This window comes from Shewanella sp. K8, from assembly GCF_028823715.1.
Lineage (GTDB): Bacteria > Pseudomonadota > Gammaproteobacteria > Enterobacterales > Shewanellaceae > Shewanella > Shewanella algae.
In genome coordinates, this window is the sequence record NZ_JAPEHY010000020.1 from 18,543 (window position 1) to 36,895 (window position 18,353).

The 18,353-nt window shown below is 56.6% G+C and carries 11 protein-coding genes and 1 riboswitch; of the genes, 4 read left to right on the plus strand and 7 right to left on the minus strand.

Annotated features, from left to right (window positions below):
- Positions 1 to 9 precede the first annotated feature (9 nt).
- The 5 genes from napA to ON072_RS12145 all read right to left on the minus strand — a co-directional run bounded on the left by napA (position 10) and on the right by ON072_RS12145 (position 7,498).
- Positions 10 to 2,493 carry a nitrate reductase catalytic subunit NapA gene (gene napA, locus ON072_RS12125; protein WP_144379965.1) on the minus strand — a complete coding sequence of 828 codons (2,484 nt, stop codon included), beginning with the start codon at positions 2,491 to 2,493 and terminating at the stop codon, positions 10 to 12.
- Entirely contained in the window at positions 2,490 to 2,789 is a 300-nt protein-coding gene (locus ON072_RS12130) for a chaperone NapD (protein WP_025889977.1), read from the minus strand. The genes napA and ON072_RS12130 overlap by 4 nt, the downstream gene beginning before the upstream one ends.
- 257 nt (positions 2,790 to 3,046) lie before the next feature.
- Positions 3,047 to 4,237 carry a lipocalin-like domain-containing protein gene (locus ON072_RS12135; protein WP_144379964.1) on the minus strand — a complete coding sequence of 397 codons (1,191 nt, stop codon included), beginning with the start codon at positions 4,235 to 4,237 and terminating at the stop codon, positions 3,047 to 3,049.
- The gene (locus ON072_RS12140) at positions 4,237 to 6,840 is read right to left on the minus strand and encodes an ABC transporter permease (RefSeq protein ID WP_144379963.1); all 2,604 of its coding nucleotides are present in this window, start codon (positions 6,838 to 6,840) and stop codon (positions 4,237 to 4,239) included. The genes ON072_RS12135 and ON072_RS12140 overlap by 1 nt, the downstream gene beginning before the upstream one ends.
- Entirely contained in the window at positions 6,833 to 7,498 is a 666-nt protein-coding gene (locus tag ON072_RS12145) for an ABC transporter ATP-binding protein (protein ID WP_261752769.1), read from the minus strand. Before ON072_RS12145 ends, ON072_RS12140 begins: the two co-directional genes overlap by 8 nt.
- A 355-nt stretch (positions 7,499 to 7,853) precedes the next feature.
- Positions 7,854 to 7,954: riboswitch (glycine riboswitch) on the plus strand.
- Positions 7,955 to 8,071: 117 nt separating this feature from the next.
- On the opposite strand from ON072_RS12145, the gene ON072_RS12150 reads away from it, so the two are divergent.
- Positions 8,072 to 9,439 (plus strand): alanine/glycine:cation symporter family protein, encoded by a 1,368-nt coding sequence (locus tag ON072_RS12150; RefSeq protein ID WP_028779413.1) that lies wholly within the window; start codon positions 8,072 to 8,074, stop codon positions 9,437 to 9,439.
- On the opposite strand, the gene ON072_RS12155 is transcribed toward ON072_RS12150, so the two are convergent.
- Positions 9,424 to 10,332: a LysR substrate-binding domain-containing protein gene (locus tag ON072_RS12155; protein WP_261752770.1), complete on the minus strand. Its 909-nt coding sequence runs from the start codon at positions 10,330 to 10,332 to the stop codon at positions 9,424 to 9,426. The genes ON072_RS12150 and ON072_RS12155 overlap by 16 nt on opposite strands.
- A 90-nt stretch (positions 10,333 to 10,422) precedes the next feature.
- Here ON072_RS12155 and ON072_RS12160 point away from each other — a divergent pair, with 90 nt between their 5' ends.
- From ON072_RS12160 to ON072_RS12170, 3 genes are all read left to right on the plus strand, one after another.
- The gene (locus ON072_RS12160; RefSeq protein WP_157823005.1) at positions 10,423 to 10,572 is read left to right on the plus strand and encodes a hypothetical protein; all 150 of its coding nucleotides are present in this window, start codon (positions 10,423 to 10,425) and stop codon (positions 10,570 to 10,572) included.
- 249 nt (positions 10,573 to 10,821) lie between these two features.
- Positions 10,822 to 16,125 carry a PAS domain S-box protein gene (locus tag ON072_RS12165; RefSeq protein WP_261752771.1) on the plus strand — a complete coding sequence of 1,768 codons (5,304 nt, stop codon included), beginning with the start codon at positions 10,822 to 10,824 and terminating at the stop codon, positions 16,123 to 16,125.
- An 88-nt stretch (positions 16,126 to 16,213) separates the two neighbouring features.
- Positions 16,214 to 17,245 carry a response regulator gene (locus ON072_RS12170; protein WP_044735116.1) on the plus strand — a complete coding sequence of 344 codons (1,032 nt, stop codon included), beginning with the start codon at positions 16,214 to 16,216 and terminating at the stop codon, positions 17,243 to 17,245.
- A gap of 58 nt (positions 17,246 to 17,303) precedes the next feature.
- Here ON072_RS12170 and ygfZ read toward each other — a convergent pair whose 3' ends face one another.
- Entirely contained in the window at positions 17,304 to 18,269 is a 966-nt protein-coding gene (gene ygfZ / locus ON072_RS12175; protein WP_101060025.1) for a tRNA-modifying protein YgfZ, read from the minus strand.
- Positions 18,270 to 18,353: the final 84 nt, after the last annotated feature.

An 18,353-nucleotide genomic window follows, 5' to 3' on the forward strand; every position in this document is an offset into this window, starting at 1 on the left:
ACTGCTGCCTCAGGCCTTCATCACTTTGACCGGACACTTCTTGAAGTCTGTCTCTTTGGACAGAGGGTCGGTGGCGTCCAGTACCAGCTTGTTGATCAATTGACGGGCATCGAAGAAGGGCATGAACACCACGCCTTTGGGTGGCTTGTTACGGCCCTTGGTTTCAACCCGGGTCTTCACTTCGCCGCGAGGCGAAGCGACGATGACTTCATCACCACGCTTGAGACCACGGCTCTTGGCATCATCAGGGTGCATGAAGATCTGCGCATCCGGATAGGCACGGTACAACTCGGGCACCCTGGCGGTCATAGAGCCTGTGTGCCAGTGCTCCAGCACCCGGCCTGTACTCATCCACAGATCGTATTCGCTGTTGGGTTCTTCGGCGGCCGGTTCGTAGGGCAGGGCGAAGATCACCGCCTTGCCATCCGGCTTGCCGTAGAACTGATAGCCTGAACCCGGTTTAACGTAAGGGTCAGAACCTTCAACGAAGCGGCGCAGAGTTTCCTTGCCATCCACTACCGGCCAGCGCAGACCACGGGTTTCGTGGTAGCGGTCGAACTGGGCCAGGTCGTGACCATGGCCGCGACCGAAGGCGGCGTATTCTTCGAAGATCCCCTTCTGCACATAGAAGCCGAAGTGTTCAGATTCATCGTTGAGCTCGGCCTGACAGTCGCTGGCGGGGAACTTGTTGATCACGCCATTGGCGAACAGCACTTCATAGAGGTTCTTGCCGGCGTATTCTGGTTTCTTGGCAATCAGTTCGGCGGGCCAGACTTCCTCTACCTTGAAGCGCTTGGCGAACTCCATCAGCTGCCACAGATCCGACTTGGCGCCTTCGGGGGCTTTCACCTGCTGGTGCCACATATGGGTGCGGCGCTCGGCGTTACCATAGGCACCTTCTTTCTCGACCCACATGGCGGTAGGCAGGATCAGGTCGGCCGCCATGGCGGTTACTGTTGGGTATGGATCTGACACCACGATAAAGTTTTCCGGGTTACGGAAACCGGGATAGATTTCATCGTTGATATTGGGGCCGGCCTGCATATTGTTGGTACACATGGTCCAGTAACAGTTGAGCTTGCCGTCTTTCAGCATCCGGCTCTGCAACACGGCATGGAAACCGGGCTTGGGTGGAATAGTGCCTTCAGGCAGCTGCCAGGCCTTTTCTGTGATGGCGCGGTGTTTGTCGTTGTTGACCACCATATCGGCGGGCAGACGGTGGGCAAAGGTGCCGACTTCACGGGCGGTACCACAGGCAGAGGGCTGGCCTGTGAGAGAGAAGGGACTGTTACCCGGAGTGGCAATCTTGCCGGTCAACAGGTGCAGGTTATAGAGCATGTTGTTGGCCCAAACCCCACGCACGTGTTGGTTGATACCCATGGTCCACAGGCTCATTACCTTGACCTTGGGATCGGCATAGGCCTTGGCCAGCTCCAGCAGGCGCTCTTTCTCCACGCCGCTCATCTCGCTGGCGTATTCCAGAGTGTAGCGGTTGACAAACTTGGCGTACTCATCGAAGCTGATATCGCTGAACTTACCGTTACCTGGGTTCTTGGCTTTTTTCTCCAGCGGATGATCCGGACGCAGGCCATAACCTATGTCATCCACACCCAGGGCAAACTTGGTGTGCTTGTTGACGAAGTCCTTGTTGACCGCGCCGTTTTGGATGATGTAGTTGGCGATATAGTTGAGGATAACCAGGTCGGACTGAGGCTTGAACACTATCGGGTTGTCGGCCAAATCGAACGAGCGGTTCTCGAAGGTAGACAGTACATGCACCTTACCGTCGGGGTGGCTCAGACGGCGATCCGACAGGCGGGCCCAGAGGATGGGGTGCATCTCGGCCATGTTGGCGCCCCAGAGCACAAAGTGATCGGCGGCTTCCAGGTCGTCATAACAACCCATGGGTTCATCGATACCAAAGGTACGCATAAAGCCGACCACGGCCGAGGCCATACAGTGGCGGGCATTGGGGTCGATATTATTGGTGCGGAAACCTGCCTTGTGCAGCTTGGAGGCGGCGTAGCCTTCCCAAATGGTCCACTGGCCTGAGCCGAACATGCCCACAGAAGTCGGGCCCTTGGTGTTGAGCGAGTGCTTCCACTTTTCTGCCATCACATCGAAGGCCTTGTCCCAGCTCACGGGGATGAACTCACCGTCTTTGGCATACTGGCCGTCTTTCATCCGCAGCAGTGGAGTGGTCAGACGGTCTTTTCCGTACATGATTTTCGACAGGAAGTAGCCCTTGATGCAGTTCAGGCCCTTGTTGACCGGGCTCTCAGGATCGCCCTTGGTGGCGACGACCTTGCCCTCTTTTGTGCCTACCAGCACAGAGCAGCCGACACCGCAGAATCGGCAGGGGGCCTTATCCCATTTGATATTGTCTTTCTGCTCAGCGGCTTCGACGACTTTCACTGGCAGAGTGACTCCAACGGCCGTGGCGGCGGCAACGGCGGCGTTGGCTTTAAGAAACTCGCGGCGGCTTATGCTCATGGTGTTTCCTCACTCTTTATTTCTTTTGTTTGACTGACAGGCTCAGAATCGACCTGATGATAGATAAGACTGCTGGACAGTATCCCGGGCAGACGGTTGATTGCTTCGACGTTATCCAGGATCTCGCCCTGGCTTTCGCCTTCGAGGGTGACTACCAATTTGCCTTCTGGGCTGCTGGCGTGGACTTCGGCGCCTTCAAGGGCCTGGATGGCAGTGGTCACCGCCTCCAGGGTTCCCGGAGCGGCATGCACCACCAGACTGGTGACATGGTATTCCATCTCTGTTTGTTGCTTCATTGAGGCTCACCTCGACAGGTAAGGGCGACTGGCACGGCATGGGCCGAGTCACCAGAACTGAATCAAAGTCTAGACCTCATTAAAAATGTGGGTATACCTCTTGAGAGGTAATGAAAGCGATTGGCGATCCGGATCAACATTTTCAATGTGATCTGAATCCAAGTTTGAAATTTAAACAGATTAGCCGCTTGACTCCTGCAATATTAATGCAACGCCATTTTGAGAATAGTTCTTGTTTACTACCTAAAGTGGGTTATTCAATAGCCGGTCAGCTCCATATAACCCACGCCGGTTTGTGTGCCCTTGATGGTGATTGGCCCTTCCCAGTAGGGGATAGACAGGTTCATGGCGGCATTGGGATTGAGGGCTTCCAGAGTCAGTGACAGAGACTCTCCCGGCAGCTCCAGCTGCCAGGCGACAGGGTAGCGACCGCTGGCCGTTTGTTGCCAGTCCTTGACGCTGAGGCTGATATCTTCGAGCGCCAGCGGGTGGCCACTGCCGTCGGGATACATGCGCTTGCCGCTGAAAAAGGCTTTGTTTTCCTGCTCTCTGAGCTGAAACAGCATCAGGGCCGAGCCGTCATCGAGCCGCAAGGCGAACCAGTCCCAGCCCTGTTGGCCGCGACTGAGAAATTCTGAGCTCCACTCCCTATCGAGCCAGGCATTGCCGGATACCTGCAGCCATTGCTCCTTGTGGCGCACTCTGCCTTCGACCCGAATAAAGGGCTGGCTGTAGTAGTAAGAGGCCACAGTGCCGGCGGCATTTTTACGGCTGAAACCCTTGTCTCCCTGAATCTGCAGCTCGGCCTGGCTATCGAGTTGCAACTCGAAGGCAAAGTCCTCTTCGCTGACCTGTAAACTGGCGGGAAACAGCCCGCTATTGGGACCGCTTGCCGCCTGGCTTTGCCAGCGCCAGTTATCGAGCCAGACCCTGAGCGGCAAGCCCATGGCTCCGGCTTGAGTTTTGTCCTGGGCTCCCTGGGGATGGGCTGCTTTGCCTTGGGGCGCGGCAAGCGCGCCCCTAGCCCAGCGCTCGGCGCTTTGGTGACTGTTTTGAAAACTGAGTGCGCTGTGAGCCATATAAAGCTGATTCGTCGCCCAGGGAGAGCTGGATTCAGGTTCATCCGGGGAGAGGGCGATACGAAACTGAGTCCATTGCAGCCCGAGGGGCTCACCGCTTTGCGTGGTCAGATTGGCGGTCAGATACCACCACTCCTGACGAAACCTGGGGTGGGGCAGGTGATCTTTTGGAAATTGCAGTGCCGCGCCTGGCTCGACTTTCGCATAGCCTTCGCTCGCTGTCCCCATCACCCGGCTCATGGCCCGTGAGTCTTGCTGCTGAGCCTGATCTTGATGAGCCTTATCGCAGCCACTCAGCACAGCGCAGCCCAGCAGTAGACCCGCTAACAAGGGCGCTACGGCACGCCACCGCATTGTAATCAATCGCATTAGAGCACCTCCTGTTGCAGGCTGGAGACCAGAGAGCGGCGGCTCTGCCAATAGAGGGGAACTATCACCGCCAGGATGCAGCACAGCAGCGACAAAAGCACCACCCGGCCATAGGCCAGCCAGTCCCACTGCATGGCTATGGTCCAGCCGAAGGCCTGCAGCGTCACCTTATGGATAAGCAGGTAACCGAGAATCGCCCCCATGGGCAGGGCCAACAGACAGGTGAGCAGCACCACCAGCAGCATCTGCAATAGCAACATAGACAAAAGCCGGCCACGGGTAAGCCCGAGCGAGCGTAACATGGCGAGGCTCGCCTGGCGGGACTGGGTCAGCATCAGCACGGCACTGAAAAGCCCCACGGCGGCCACCAGTAAGGTCAGGGTGTTGAGTACCAGGGTAATGCTGAAGGTCTTGTTGAAGACCCGAATCGCCTCATCGCGAATTTTTTGCTGGCTGTAGACCTGTACCGGACTGAGTCCAAGCTCTTGAATGAGGGCGCGCTCTAGGGCGGCAATGCTTGTGAGTCCTGCCCTCTTGGCCCTTTCTGCACTTGTTGCTATGCCACTCACAGCCAGGCTAACGGCTTCAGTTGGCAGCTTAAGCTCTTGCCAGAGGGATTGTGCCAGCAGGACCTCCCCCTTGGGATTGCCATAGTCGTAATAGATGGCGCTGATGGGCAGGGTCAGTGGTGTCTTACAGTCCTTATCCGGGCAGAGGCTGAGCTTGTCGCCCGGCGCCAGCCCCAGCGTCAGGGCCAAGGGCTCGCTGATAGCCAGAGCCTGGCCCTGGATCACCGTCAGCAGCGCTTGCTGTTGCTTGTTTTGGGCTCCTTGCACTTGTTCCCTGGAAGCAACTTGTTCCTGGAAAGTAACTTGGGCCGGGGTCTTCAGCGCCGTGGTGCGCGCGATAGAGTCGGCGTCCCGGCTGATAAGGTTTATCTCCAGCGTATTGCCGCTCCCCTTGGCATAGAAGGGCGCCTGCCATTGGTAGAAGTGAGCCAGTCCGGGGGCTTGCTGCTCAAGAAAATGCTCCAGGTTCGCCATATTGCCGGCGCCCGGGCGGATATAAAGCTCGGCATGCAGGCGGGTGTCGAGCCAACTTCTGAGGGTCTTGTCAAAGCTGCCTACCAGGGTATTCATGGCGATATTGGCACACAGGGCCAGTAGCAGCGCCATCATGGCCAGCGCCAGCGGTGCCACCAGCTCTCGAGTATCGGCGATGGCGTACTTGCTGAGCCCGGACGGAAACAGCCGCGCCAATAGCCCGAGTAAAGACTGCAACAGTTGCGGCAACAGCAGCGGGATAGCCAGGGTCAAGAGCCCCATCAAGCCCAGGCTGTGTTGGTGGGTTTGGCTCAAGGGGTAAAGCAGCGCCGTCAGGGCAAGCAGCGCAACCCCGATGAGAAACAGGCGTTTATGCATGCTTCTGTGCCTGTGGGCATGCCATTGGCTCTGGGTATTTTGCGCCAGGCTCTGATGACACAGCTCAAGATACAGGGGCACGCAGGCCAGCAGTGCGGCGATAAGTGTCAGACCGGCGCCTTCGGCCAGCCATTGCCAGCGCCAATTCCCCGGCAGCAGAGTCGCGCCATAGAGCTGCTCCAAGGTCAGCGCCACCATGGGCTGCAGCCACTGGCTGAGCTGCAGCGCCAGAATAAAGCCGCTGGCCGAGCCAATGAACACCAGCAGCAACAACTCCAGCAGCAGCGCCAGCATCAGGGCGCGCCGTCCCAGGCCCTGCTTGAGTAACAAGAGCAACAAACGGCGGCGTTTCATCAGGCTGTAGCGTACGCCGTTGTAGGCGATAAACAGCCCCACCACGAAGGCCAACATCCCCATGGCGTTGAGGTTCAAATGAAAACTGCGGGTGAGCGCGGTCAGGGCGGCGCCCTTGTCCTGCTCGCTGATATTCAGCTTACCCAGCGGCACTCCGCTTTGCTTGAGTCGCTCTTTGAGTCTTTGCGGCTCGCCAAAGAGGGCGATATAGCTGAGCGAGCCCTCGCGCTTTAATAGCTGCTGGGCCAGCGAGATATCCAGATAGAGGCGGTTACCGAGCTGCTGTGAGTCGGCGAGCGCCAGCACTTCGAGCGTACGCCCACCGAGGGACAGGGTTGGCAGCGCCTTGAGTCCTTGATGCAGGCTGTCACTCATGACAATGATGGGCTCACCGGCGAGCAGTCTATTCAAGGGCAGATGGTTGCGGCCATTGCCCCTTTGCTCGAAGGTGCCGAGGGCGGCAATGATATCGCTGCCTTCCACTTGCCACTGGCGACCCTGAGCGTCGTCAAGGACGCCGCTGATCACCGGCAGCGCCTGGATGCCGCTTTGGCGCAGCTGAAAATAGAGCGCTTCATCGAGGCTGACCCCGCGGGCCTTGGGGGTGATAAACAGGCTGGCCTGTTGTCCCAGGGCTTCGCCCGCCTCACGGTAGCTATTGATGGCGTTGTCGTTGGTAGCCTTGACGCCAATCAGCAGAGTCACCGCCAACACTATCCCCAGCAGTATGGCGCCGGCCTGCAGCGGCGCCTTGCGATAGTGGGACAGGGTGACTTTCAGGGCCTGCCAGGCCAACTTGATTGTGGTCAGCGCCCCTGTGTCATTCATGAATGCGCCCTTGCTGCAGGTGCCAGCGGCGCTGCATATAGGCGGCGGCCGTTTCGCTGTGGGTGACCATAAGAATGGCGCTGCCGGCATCGGCGGCGAGAGAGCACAAAAGCTGCATCACCTCATCACCGGCGGCGGCATCCAGGTTGCCTGTCGGTTCATCGGCCAGCAGCAATTCAGGCCTATGGGCCAGGGCGCGGGCAATGGCTACTCTCTGCTGTTGACCACCGCTGAGGCTTTCGACTTCCCGGTTCAACAGTGGCGTCAGCCCCAGCGCCTGCACCAGGTGATCGCACCAGGTTTGCCAGCCTTCACCGAGCAGCGACAGGGGAAAAAGAATATTGTCGCGAACATTGAGCGGCGTCAGTAGGTTGAATTGCTGGAACACCACCCCCAGATGGCGGCGGCGAAAGGCGCTCCACTGTTTGTCCTGCCAGCGACTGCTGTCTTGACCTGCCAGCAGAATGCGGCCCTGATCCGGGTGCTCAAAACCGGCTATCAGATTCAGCAGTGTGCTCTTGCCGCTGCCACTGGGGCCGGTCAATGCCACCGTCTCGCCGGGGTTGATCTCCAGGCTGAGATTTTCCAGCACCCTGTGGGGGCGATCGCCGTCCAAAAATCCTTTGCTTACCCCTTCCAGCAACACCTGGCTCTGCATTTGAACTCCTGTGAACCGCAGTAATCTGCTACAGCATAACAAGTTTTTTCAATCGGTGAACTCGACTTTCAGCTGTTGTTACCGCGTAAACCGAACCGGGTTCGGTCTCTCTGGGTGTAGGCCAAGGTCAAATTTTTTGCAGCAAACAGGGCGCGAGTCGGCTTTGCCCCTTGAGCCGGGGGCCATTTAGGCGCAAACTGTGCCACCTGCCACAAATAACGTGGCAATCCGTTCGGATGAAGGTAGCAGGAGAGTGGGGAATCGCCCCCACACCGACGAGGCAATTTCCACCGGTTAACCCGGTTGGAGGTACTCTTTCAGGTGCCGGTCAGCATTGACGGCGTGGACTGTTACTGGACGAGCCTCTGGAGAGACCGGGCATGCCCCGGCGCCGAAGGCGAAAGTGCCGGCTTAGGCCAGCGCGAAACGCTCAGGCAAAAGGACAGAGGAGAGGATGATTGCACCGCCTTGCCTCTGGTGATCTTTCGCTTTTGGCCTCTGCTGCCGCGGTTTCGCAGCCATTTCTTTTCCTCCTCCGTTTATTAATTTTGATGTTTAATAACTGAGGAATCTATGGATTTTCATGCACTTCTTACCCAGATAAACGCTATTGTCTGGGGACCTGCCACCTTACTCTTGTTGGTGGGAACCGGTATTTATCTGAGCTTCAGGCTGGGATTCATTCAACTGTTGCGTCTGCCGCTGGCGCTGCAGTTACTGTTCAAACCCGCCAATGGCAAGGGGGAGCTCTCCTCTTTTGCCGCTCTTTGTACCGCGTTGTCGGCCACCATAGGCACGGGCAATATTGTCGGGGTGGCTACTGCCATCAAACTCGGTGGCCCCGGCGCCCTGTTCTGGATGTGGATTGCCGCCTTGTTTGGCATGGCCACCAAGTATGCCGAGTGTCTATTGGCGCTTAAGTTTCGCACCACAGATCGCCACGGTAACATCGCCGGTGGCCCCATGTACTACATAGAAAAAGGCCTGGGGCTCGGCTGGCTGGCCAAGCTGTTTGCGGTTTTCGGTGTCGGTGTCGCTTTTTTCGGTATCGGGACTTTTGCCCAGGTCAATGCGATTTCCGAAGCCCTGACCATCGCCTTTGATGTGCCAGCCTGGAGCACTGCCGTGGTGCTGACCTCGCTGGTGGCTGCCGTGACCTTAGGGGGTGTTAAACGGATTGCGGCTGTGGCGCAAAAGTTGGTGCCCACTATGGCCATAGGCTATGTGGTTGCCTGTCTTTGGGTGCTGCTGAGCGCCAGTGAGGCGATTCCGGATGCGATAGCGCTGGTGTTGCATTCCGCCTTCAATCCAGTGGCGGCCACCGGTGGCTTTTTGGGGGCCGGTATTGCCCTGGCGATTCAAACCGGGATTGCTCGCGGAGTGTTCTCCAACGAGTCGGGTTTGGGCAGTGCCCCGATAGCGGCGGCCGCCGCCAAAACCAAGGAGCCGGTTGAGCAGGGACTGGTGAGTATGACGGGCACCTTCTTCGATACCATCATCATCTGCACCATGACCGGCTTGGTGCTTATTCTTACCGGTGTCTGGAATGGCGATACCGCCGGGGCAGGCATGACCAGTGCTGCTTTTTCCAGTGCCACCACGCCGCTGATTGGCCAGTATTTGGTAACCGTAGCGCTGGTGTGTTTCGCCTTTACCACCATTCTTGGCTGGAACTATTATGGCGATCGCTGCTGGAGCTATCTCACCAAGGGCCGCTGGATCCCGCTCTATCGCTGGGTTTTTCTTGGGCTTATTGCCTCGGGCGCCTTTATCACGCTGGATCTCATCTGGCTGCTCGCCGACATAGTCAATGGCTTGATGGCGATACCCAATCTGATTGCCATTATAGGTCTGCGCCACCTGGTGCTGGCAGAAACCCGTAGTTATTTTCAGCGTCTGCGCGGCTGCGGTGATGAGGCCCTGCCTCAGGCCGATGCCTGAGCCTTGAGCGAAGCAATCAAGGCCAGCAACCAGTCTTCAAACCGCCTTATCCTGGCCAGTTTGGGTGAGGCAGCGTGATACAAGAGGTGATAGCGGATCCCACCCGGTAGCACCTGCGGCAGAGGCGCCGTGAGCGTACCGGCGCGGATATATTGCTGGGCCATCAGGCGGGAGCCTAAAAACACCCCGTGGCCTGACAGCGCCGTGCTCAGTGCCATATCCAGATTGGCGACCCGCACCCAATTGAGTGCCTGGGTATCCGGCGTGATACCTGCCGCCGCAAACCAGGCCAGCCAATCCTGTCCCGGCTTGTCGTCGGCATCAATAAGCCAGCATTGGCTCAGTTGCGAGGCTTGGGTGAGTGCTTGCTCCTGTGCCAGTTGGCTGGAACACAGGGGCACAGTGTCATCGTCGAACAGGTGACGACAGTAAAGCTCACCCGCGTCAATGTCACCAAAACGTATCCCGATATCCATCTCTCCGTGTTGGAGATCTTCCAGCTGACTCGAGGCCCAGACCCTGACCTTGATTTCCGGATGCAGCCGATTGAACTGCCCAAGATTCGGCAGCAGGATCAAGGAGGCAAAGGACTGAGTTGTCGTGATGTTGAGCTCTCCTGGAACCCCCTGACATTGTATCTCTTGCCAGCAGGAGCCGATGGAGCCGAATGCCGCCGTCAGGGTATCGGCCAGCTGCTGAGCACGGCTGGTGGGCTGCATGCTGCGACCGCGGCGAATAAAGAGTTTGATCCCCAGGTGAGCCTCCAGCAAGCGTAGCTGTTGGCTGACCGCCGCTTGGGTGATATGCAACTCTTCTGCAGCTTGGGTGTAGCTCTTGTGCCGCGCCGCCGCTTCCAGGCAGCGCAGTCCCTTGAAGTGATCTAAGTGTTCCATAAGCTGTACTTATTTTAATGGTAAGAAATCATCGTTGGTTTTACGGTGGGCGCCGCGGCAGAATGCATTTGGTCACCACAGGAGCTCGCCATGAATTCAGCCACTCAAAAACCTTGTTTAAACCCAGATAGTAGAGATTCTACTGCCAATAGCAAGCCGCATGGAAAGGGGCGCTTTCAGCGTTGGCTTGCAGCTATTGGCCGTTCTCTTTCCCTGCAACACAAGAGTTTATTTAAATAATTCCAGCTTATCTTTTTCTGTGTGTTTTATGTCAGTTGGCTGCAGCTGACTTTTTTGTGAAATTTGCTCCGCTTCACTTGTTTAACCGCATGGCTAATGCTTAAATAACAAGGTTAATTTTTGACCTTTAATCAGTTAGTTGACTTCAGTCGCCTGATGTACTTCGGCATTGATTGCCCAAGAGAGTGTGTCTGACAATAGGACTTTGCAGTTGCAGAGTCGCAAGGAAATCGTCAGAGAGGCAGAGCTATGCCGGATACCGCGACACTCAGAACTTTTCGCAGCCGTATTCTGTTGCAGATAGCCATTCCCTTAATCAGCATCATGACTGTGATTTCGGGGATTACCGGCTGGTATAACTATCAGGAAGAAGAGAAAGCCTTCTTTGCCGACTTGGCTGAAAAGGCTGACTTCGCCGCTAAAAGGCTCGAGTTTGAGCTGTCTTTGGCACAAAGGGATAGCCAGACACTGGCATACAGCCTGGGGAATCTGGAGTCTTTCGAACGTCTGCAACAAGCGGACAATCTCTATCAACTGCTCAGGGACAGGTTGCAGCGCAATCCCAACTTTTACGGCAGCGCCATCGCCTTTCAGCCCGGGTTTCTGCCCGGGCAAAAACGCTTTGCTCCCTATGCTTTTCGTCAGGACCTGTCGATTGTCACCATGGACATAGGCCAGGAAGCCTATGACTACACCAGTGGCGAGTGGGACTGGTGGACCGAAGCACTCCAACATGCCGAAGGCTACTGGACGGCCCCCTATTTTGATGAAGGTGCCGGCAACGCACTGATGATCACCTTCTCGCAACCCTTTGGCAGCGAAGGGGCGCCGCTGGGCGTGGTTACCACAGATCTGGCACTTTCCAGCCTGCCGATACGTTTGGGGATAGATCCCAAAAAGCTGTTGGTATTGGACAACCAGGGCCGGCTCATCTATCACCCGGACAATAATCTTACCCGCAACGCCAAATTGGAAGACTGGCTGGCCAATACCGCCGCCGGCAAGGAAGCGGCGCAGCATATCTATGCCGCCGACACCCCCGAGGTCGCCCTGAGCGATCTCAACGGCGTGCAGTACCTTGCCAGTGTCGCCAGGGTTGCACCACTGGAATGGCGGGTGTTGGTGATCACGCCGCAAAAGCAGTTGCTGCGTTCTTTCCTGCAGGATTTCAGCTCCTTGACGCTCAACCTGTTGCTGCTGGCTATGATACTGCTGGTCACCAGTTACTGGAGCGCCAAGCGTCTCACCCAGCCTCTGGAGCAGTTGGAAGCCGGGATAGTGGACTTCAGCAAGGGGTTGATCAAACGCTTGCAAAAACCCGAAGGCGTGGTGCGGGAGATTGCGACTCTCAGCAATAAATTCAATGAGATGGCTGAAATTCTCGAAGAGAGGGAACAGGCGCTGCTCGACTCCCGCGGCAACAGGTTTGCCAAGCTTATCGACGGCATGAGTGATAAGTCCTTTTACTGCTCCATGGATCCCAACGGCGCTATAGTACAGGCGAGCGAAGGGGTGAAGAAGGTCTTGGGTATCACTCCTGAAGTGCTCAGGCGTAAGTATCAGCGGCTGTTTTCCAGCAACAGTATCAATGAAGCCAACTGGCAGTATATGGAACAGGCGCTGGCCGGCGAGTCGGTGCCGCCGCATCAGGTGGAGTTGGCCGATGCCGAAGGTGGCTTGAGGCGTTTGGATCTGTTTATGCAGCCTCTGCTCGATGATGAAGGCAAGCTGATTTCGGTGGAGATGCTGTTTAATGATGTCACCGAGCAGTTTTCCGCCGCGGCCTGGTCCAACGCCGTGCTGGAGGCGGCGCCGGAGGCGATGCTTATCGTCGATGAAGGCGGCATGCTGGTGTTCTCCAACAGCCGCTGTCAGGAGCTGTTCGGTTATGCCGCCGAGGAGATGCTCAAACTCAATATCGACCAACTGTTGCCGGAAGTGGACCGGCTGGAACACGCAGCCAAGCGCCATGCCTTCGTGACCGACGGCAAGGATCGCATGATGGCCAAGGGCAAGGCGCTGCAGGCACTCAAGTGCGATGGTTCCCAGTTCCCGGTGCAGATAGGTTTGAGCCTGTTGCCGGCCGATCACAAGGGCAAACGTCAGGTGGCGGCATCGATTCGGGATCTGACCGAGCAACTGGCGGTAGAGCGTAAAATTCGCGAGAGCGAGAGCCGTTTTCGTGGGCTGGTATCCAACATCCCCGGCGCCGTTTATCGTACCCGGGTCGATGAACAGTGGACCATGGAATATGTCAGCGACAATATCACTGAGATAAGCGGCTATCCGGCCTGGCATTTCATCGACAGCAAGAAGCGCAGTTATGGTTCCCTGGTCATAGATGAAGACAAACAGCTGTGTATCGACACCATCAACTCGGCCCTGGCCGAGCAGCAAGCCTTCGATGTCGAGTACCGTATTCGCCATCGGGATGGCAGTGTGCGTTGGATCCATGAAAAGGGTAAGGCCAGCTATGATGAAGACGGTAACCCGCTGTGGTTCGATGGCAGCCTCAATGACATCACCGACAGCAAGCTGGCTCAAGAGAAGATGGAGCAGTCACGGGAGCAACTGGAAACCATCACAGAGTCTGTGCCCAGCACTGTGTATCAACTGTTTTGGCAAAGCCCGCAGCAACGCAGATTCACCTTCCTTTCCAGTGCAGCCATCGCCACTCTTGGCCACCACAAGAATGAGGTGATAGCCGATTTTGATCTGGTGGCCGAGCGGATCGTTGCCGAAGACAGGGGCAGCATTATTCGCCTGCTTTCCGGCGAGAGTGGACTGCAATGGATCAAAGAGTTCCGCTACCGGCATCCTTCCGGTGAGGTGCGTTGGCTAGAGGCTGGCGCCAAGGGCAGTAAACAGCAGGATGGCATGCTCTGGAACGGTTATCTTACCGACATCAGCGGCCGTAAGGAGATGGAAACCGAGCTGGCCCAGAGCGAAGCCCACTTCCGGGCCCTGTTTGATAACGCCGGTATAGGCATAGTCAACCTGGACGATCGCGGCACCATAATGGATTGCAATGGCCAGTTCTGCAGTGACATGGGCATGAGTGCCGAGCAGCTCAAACGTCGCTCGTTTGCCGATTTGATGGCGCCGGAAGACAGAAGCAATGCCAGCGAGCTGTACAAGCGCCTGAAGCGAAGTGACGATCACAGTGTCAGCGGCGAGTGGCGCCTGCTCAGTGCCTCCGGCGAGCCCATGTGGATGGCAATCAACGCCTCCGAGCTTGAAGAGGAAGAGGGCCGTGAACGTTCTGTGGTTATGAGTATCGCCAACATTACCCGCCTCAAGCTATTGTCCAACGAACTGATGGCTGCCAAGGAAGATGCCGATGCCGCCAACAAGGCCAAGAGTGACTTCCTTGCCAATATGTCCCATGAGATCCGCACCCCGATGAACGCCATTATCGGCATGTCTCAGCTGTGCCTGCAGACACAGTTGGATCGCAAACAGCGTAACTATGTGGAAAAAATTGAACGGGCTTCGCAATCCCTGCTGGGGATCATCAATGACATTCTCGACTTCTCCAAGATTGAGGCCGGCAAACTGGATATCGAAGTGGTGCCGTTCCAGCTCGACAGTATTTTGGAAGATCTCGGGGATATGTTCTCTGAGCGAGCCGCCGACAAACAATTGGAGCTGCTGTTTGCCGTGGCCCCCAGCGTACCCAGCCACCTGGAAGGGGACCCACTGCGTCTCGGTCAGGTGCTTATTAACCTGATGAACAACGCCATCAAATTCACCGAACGGGGTGAAGTGATGCTGTCGATAAGTGAGCTCAGCCGCGAGCAGGATGAAGTGATCCTGAGATTTGCAGTGCGCGACAGTGGCATAGGTCTGACGGCCGAGCAGCAAGCGAGATTATTCAAGTCTTTCAGCCAGGCAGATACCTCGACCACACGTAAATACGGCGGTACCGGGCTTGGGCTGGCGATTTCCAAACAACTGGTAGAACTGATGGGCGGTGAAATCGGCGTCGAGAGCCAGTTTGGCAACGGCAGTTGTTTCTTCTTCACTGTGCGGCTCAAGGTTGCGGAAAACGACAAGCTGAATGTAGAGCAGGAACTGGAGGGCATGCCCATTCTGGTGGTCGATGACAACGGTACCGCCAGAGATATATTGCGCACCACGCTCGAGAGCATGGGCTTTGCCGTCGACTGTGCCCGCAGCGGCATGGAGGCGCTGGATAAGGTGAAGCGTAAGTCCTACAAGATGGCCTTGATCGATTGGAAGATGCCTGAGATGGACGGCATGGAAACCGCGCGGCAGATACTACAGGTAAAAGAGCCGCCGCTGATCCTCATGGTGTCGGCCCACGCCAACAGTGACTTTATCGAACAGTTGGAGCAACTCGGGATCAACGGCTATATCACCAAGCCGGTCAGTGCCTCCAGGCTGCTCGATGGCATTATGCTGGCTCTTGGGCGTCAGGGCCATATTCCTGTCAGGCGCAAGGCGTTGGATCTCGAATCCCTGCAACTGGCGGCTCTTGCCGGCAAACGTGTGTTGCTGGTGGAAGACAACGAGATGAATCAGGAAGTGGCGACCGAGTTTCTTGAGCAGGTGGGCATAGACTTGTCCATTGCCGAGAATGGCCAGATAGCGCTGGAGAAGTTGGCGCAGCAGCAGTTTGATCTTGTGCTGATGGACTGCCAGATGCCTGTGATGGATGGATATCAGGCCACAGAGGCACTGCGCAAGATGCCTGGGCTTGAGCAGTTACCTGTGGTTGCCATGACGGCCAACGCTATGGCCGGTGACAAGGAGATGTGTCTGCGAGCGGGCATGAATGACCACATCGCCAAGCCGATAGAAGTCAGCCTCTTGTATCAGGTGTTGTTGCAGTATCTGGGAGGTTGGCAAGTCCCGGCCGCTGCAGGGAATAATGATGCTGGTATGGCCGATGGCGATGCTCCTGAGAATCTGGTGAGCTGGCCGGAACACGAGAGCCTGGATATCGATCGCGGACTGCAGCTGGTACAGCATTCAGAGCGCCTCTATCGGCGCATCTTCGAGCGTTTCCTCGGTAGTCAGGGCAATGTCGGCAAACGGATTCGCAAGGCGCTCAAGGAACAACAGCAGGAAGAAGCGGTCAGGGCGGCGCATACCCTTAAGGGGCTGGCAGGTAACCTCTGCTCCGAGCCTTTGGTGGAAGAGGCCAGGCAATTGGAAGCCAAGTTGGCGGCCGGTGAAGAATGTGAGCAAGAGTTACTGGCGGTGGAAACCCGGGTTGCAGCCATTGTTGAAGCCATTGCGGACTGGATAGGGGATAAGCCACAAAGCGATCCTCAGACGGAAGGTGATGCCGCCGAGGAGATTGATCCCGAGGCGCTTAAAACCGCCCTGGAGCAACTGCTGCAGAGTCTGGAAGACGCCGATGCCGAAGCCGTTGTTCAACTGGAAGCATTGAGCCGCAGGGTGAGCAAGCCTCTGTGGCAGCGCCTGAAACCTGTCAGCAGCATGGTCGGCAGCTATCAGTTTGATGATGCCGCCGATCTTATCCGCGAGCTGCAGCAGGAGCTGAACGAGACCGAGCAGGCCTGACTATACTCATTAGGGGATATTCGCGCCGCCATTAAAGCGCTGTGGCGCTGAAATAGGATGTGGAGCCCGTAACAAGAGGGAGATTGAGATGGAAAAAGCCACTGTACTGGTGGTGGACGATACACCGGAGAACATAGATATTCTGGTGGGGATCCTCGGCGACGATTATAAGCTCAAGGTGGCGATAGATGGCCCAAGAGCGCTGGCGTTGGCGCAGAAGAGCCCTCCGGATCTGATCCTCCTGGATGTGATGATGCCGGGCATGAATGGCTATGAAGTTTGTAAGCGTCTCAAGCAGGAACCCATGACCAGCCATATCCCGGTGATCTTTGTCACCGCTCTCTCTGAGGTGGCCGATGAGACCCAGGGCTTTGATTTGGGGGCTGTCGACTACATCACCAAGCCTGTCAGTGCCCCGATAGTCAGAGCCAGGGTACGTAACCACTTGGCCCTCTACGATCAGAAGCGTTTGCTGGAACAACAGGTGCGCGAACGTACCCGCGAGCTGGAACAGACCCGCTTCGAGATCATCCGTCGCCTGGGCCGTGCCGCTGAATACAAGGATAACGAGACCGGCTTACACGTTATTCGCATGAGCCACTATGCCAGGCTCCTGGCACAACAGGCCAAGCTGCCGGACAACTTCTGTGAGCTGCTTTACAATGCGGCGCCCATGCATGATATCGGTAAGATAGGTACTCCTGACGCTGTGCTGAAAAAGCCGGGGAAACTGGACGCCGAAGAGTGGCGAATCATGCAGCAACACGCCGAAATCGGTGCCGAGATTATCGGTGAGCACCCGGATCCTCTGTTGCAGATGTCCCGACGCATTGCGCTGACTCACCACGAGAAGTGGGATGGCTCAGGTTATCCCAATGGCTTGAAAGGCAATGATATTCCCATTGAGGGGCGAATCGTCGCCATTGCCGATGTCTTCGATGCCCTGACCTCAATTCGACCTTACAAGAAGGCCTGGAGCATAGAAGATACTATGGCGTTACTGGAGTCTGAGGCGGGGAAACACTTTGACCCTGAATTGGTGGAACTGTTCAAACAGATACTGCCCCAGGTGATAGAGGTGCGTGATACTCATATGGAAACTGAGTCCGGCACTGAATAGCGACAAACTGCGGATAAAAATAAAGGCGCCGACGGCGCCTTTATTGGGTCATTCATTGTTACTCCTGCTCTTCCAGAGAGTAGGGCAGAGGCAGTACCGTCAGTTCGCTGTTTTCATCATCGGCGATGCGGAATTTGGCGCCGACTTCTGTGTCATTGGCCAGCACTGCGGTCAGCAGCAACTCGCCATTTCGTTGTACGGCTTCAATAATGCTGCCGCCCTTACGAAAACCTTCATCCAGCGCCATCTCCAGTGTGGTTTCCGGTGTGACATCGACAGTGGCTTTACCCTTGAGAATATAGAGGGCTCGCTTGTTGCCGCCGCGATACTTCATTCTGGCCACGGTTTCCTGGCCCATGTAGCAACCCTTGGTGAAGCTGATGCCGTTGATGGCCTGCAGGTTGCACATTTGCGGTACAAATTGGCCCATGTGTGATGCCGGCAGGTTAGGGTAGGCGGCAAGGATTTCCAGCTCTTGCCAGGCACTGGCATCGACTGGAGACTGCTGCTGGCACAAGGCCTCGGCCCGGGCCTTGGGCAGAACCAGAATAAAGCGCTCGCCATCCTGCAGTACCACGCCGTCATCGACAGCACTCACTTGCTGCTCTGGACTGAAGCCCGGGAACTGCTCTGCCAGCCAAGTGGCAGCCTTGGCGCCGGCTACACCCAAGAGACTGTAATCGTCGCTGACATCGACCAGTTCGGCCTTACTGAACACAGCGTACTTCTTCAGTTGCGGCAAGTCGGCAGCCAGGGTATCCCTTGGCATCATCAATATCAGGGCATCACCCAGGGCAAAGGTTCTGAAACTTGAAAGCATTTTGCCTTTGGGATCGCAGTGAGCGCCCCAACGCCACTGCTCGGCCGTGAGAGAGCTGATATCCGTGGTGACCTGACCATGGATAAAGCTGCGGCCCTGTTCGCCGGTAACGGCAAGCAGACCCAAGTGAGAGAGGCGGGAAATAAGCAGATCCGGAATGCCGGCATCCAGTGGCCAATCGGGCTGAGAAACGCAAATGCTCATAACAAGATCCTGAGATTGAAGGCATTAAGAGATCTGCGATTGTAGCGGATTTGACAGAAATAAACAGGGCACCGATAGCAATAT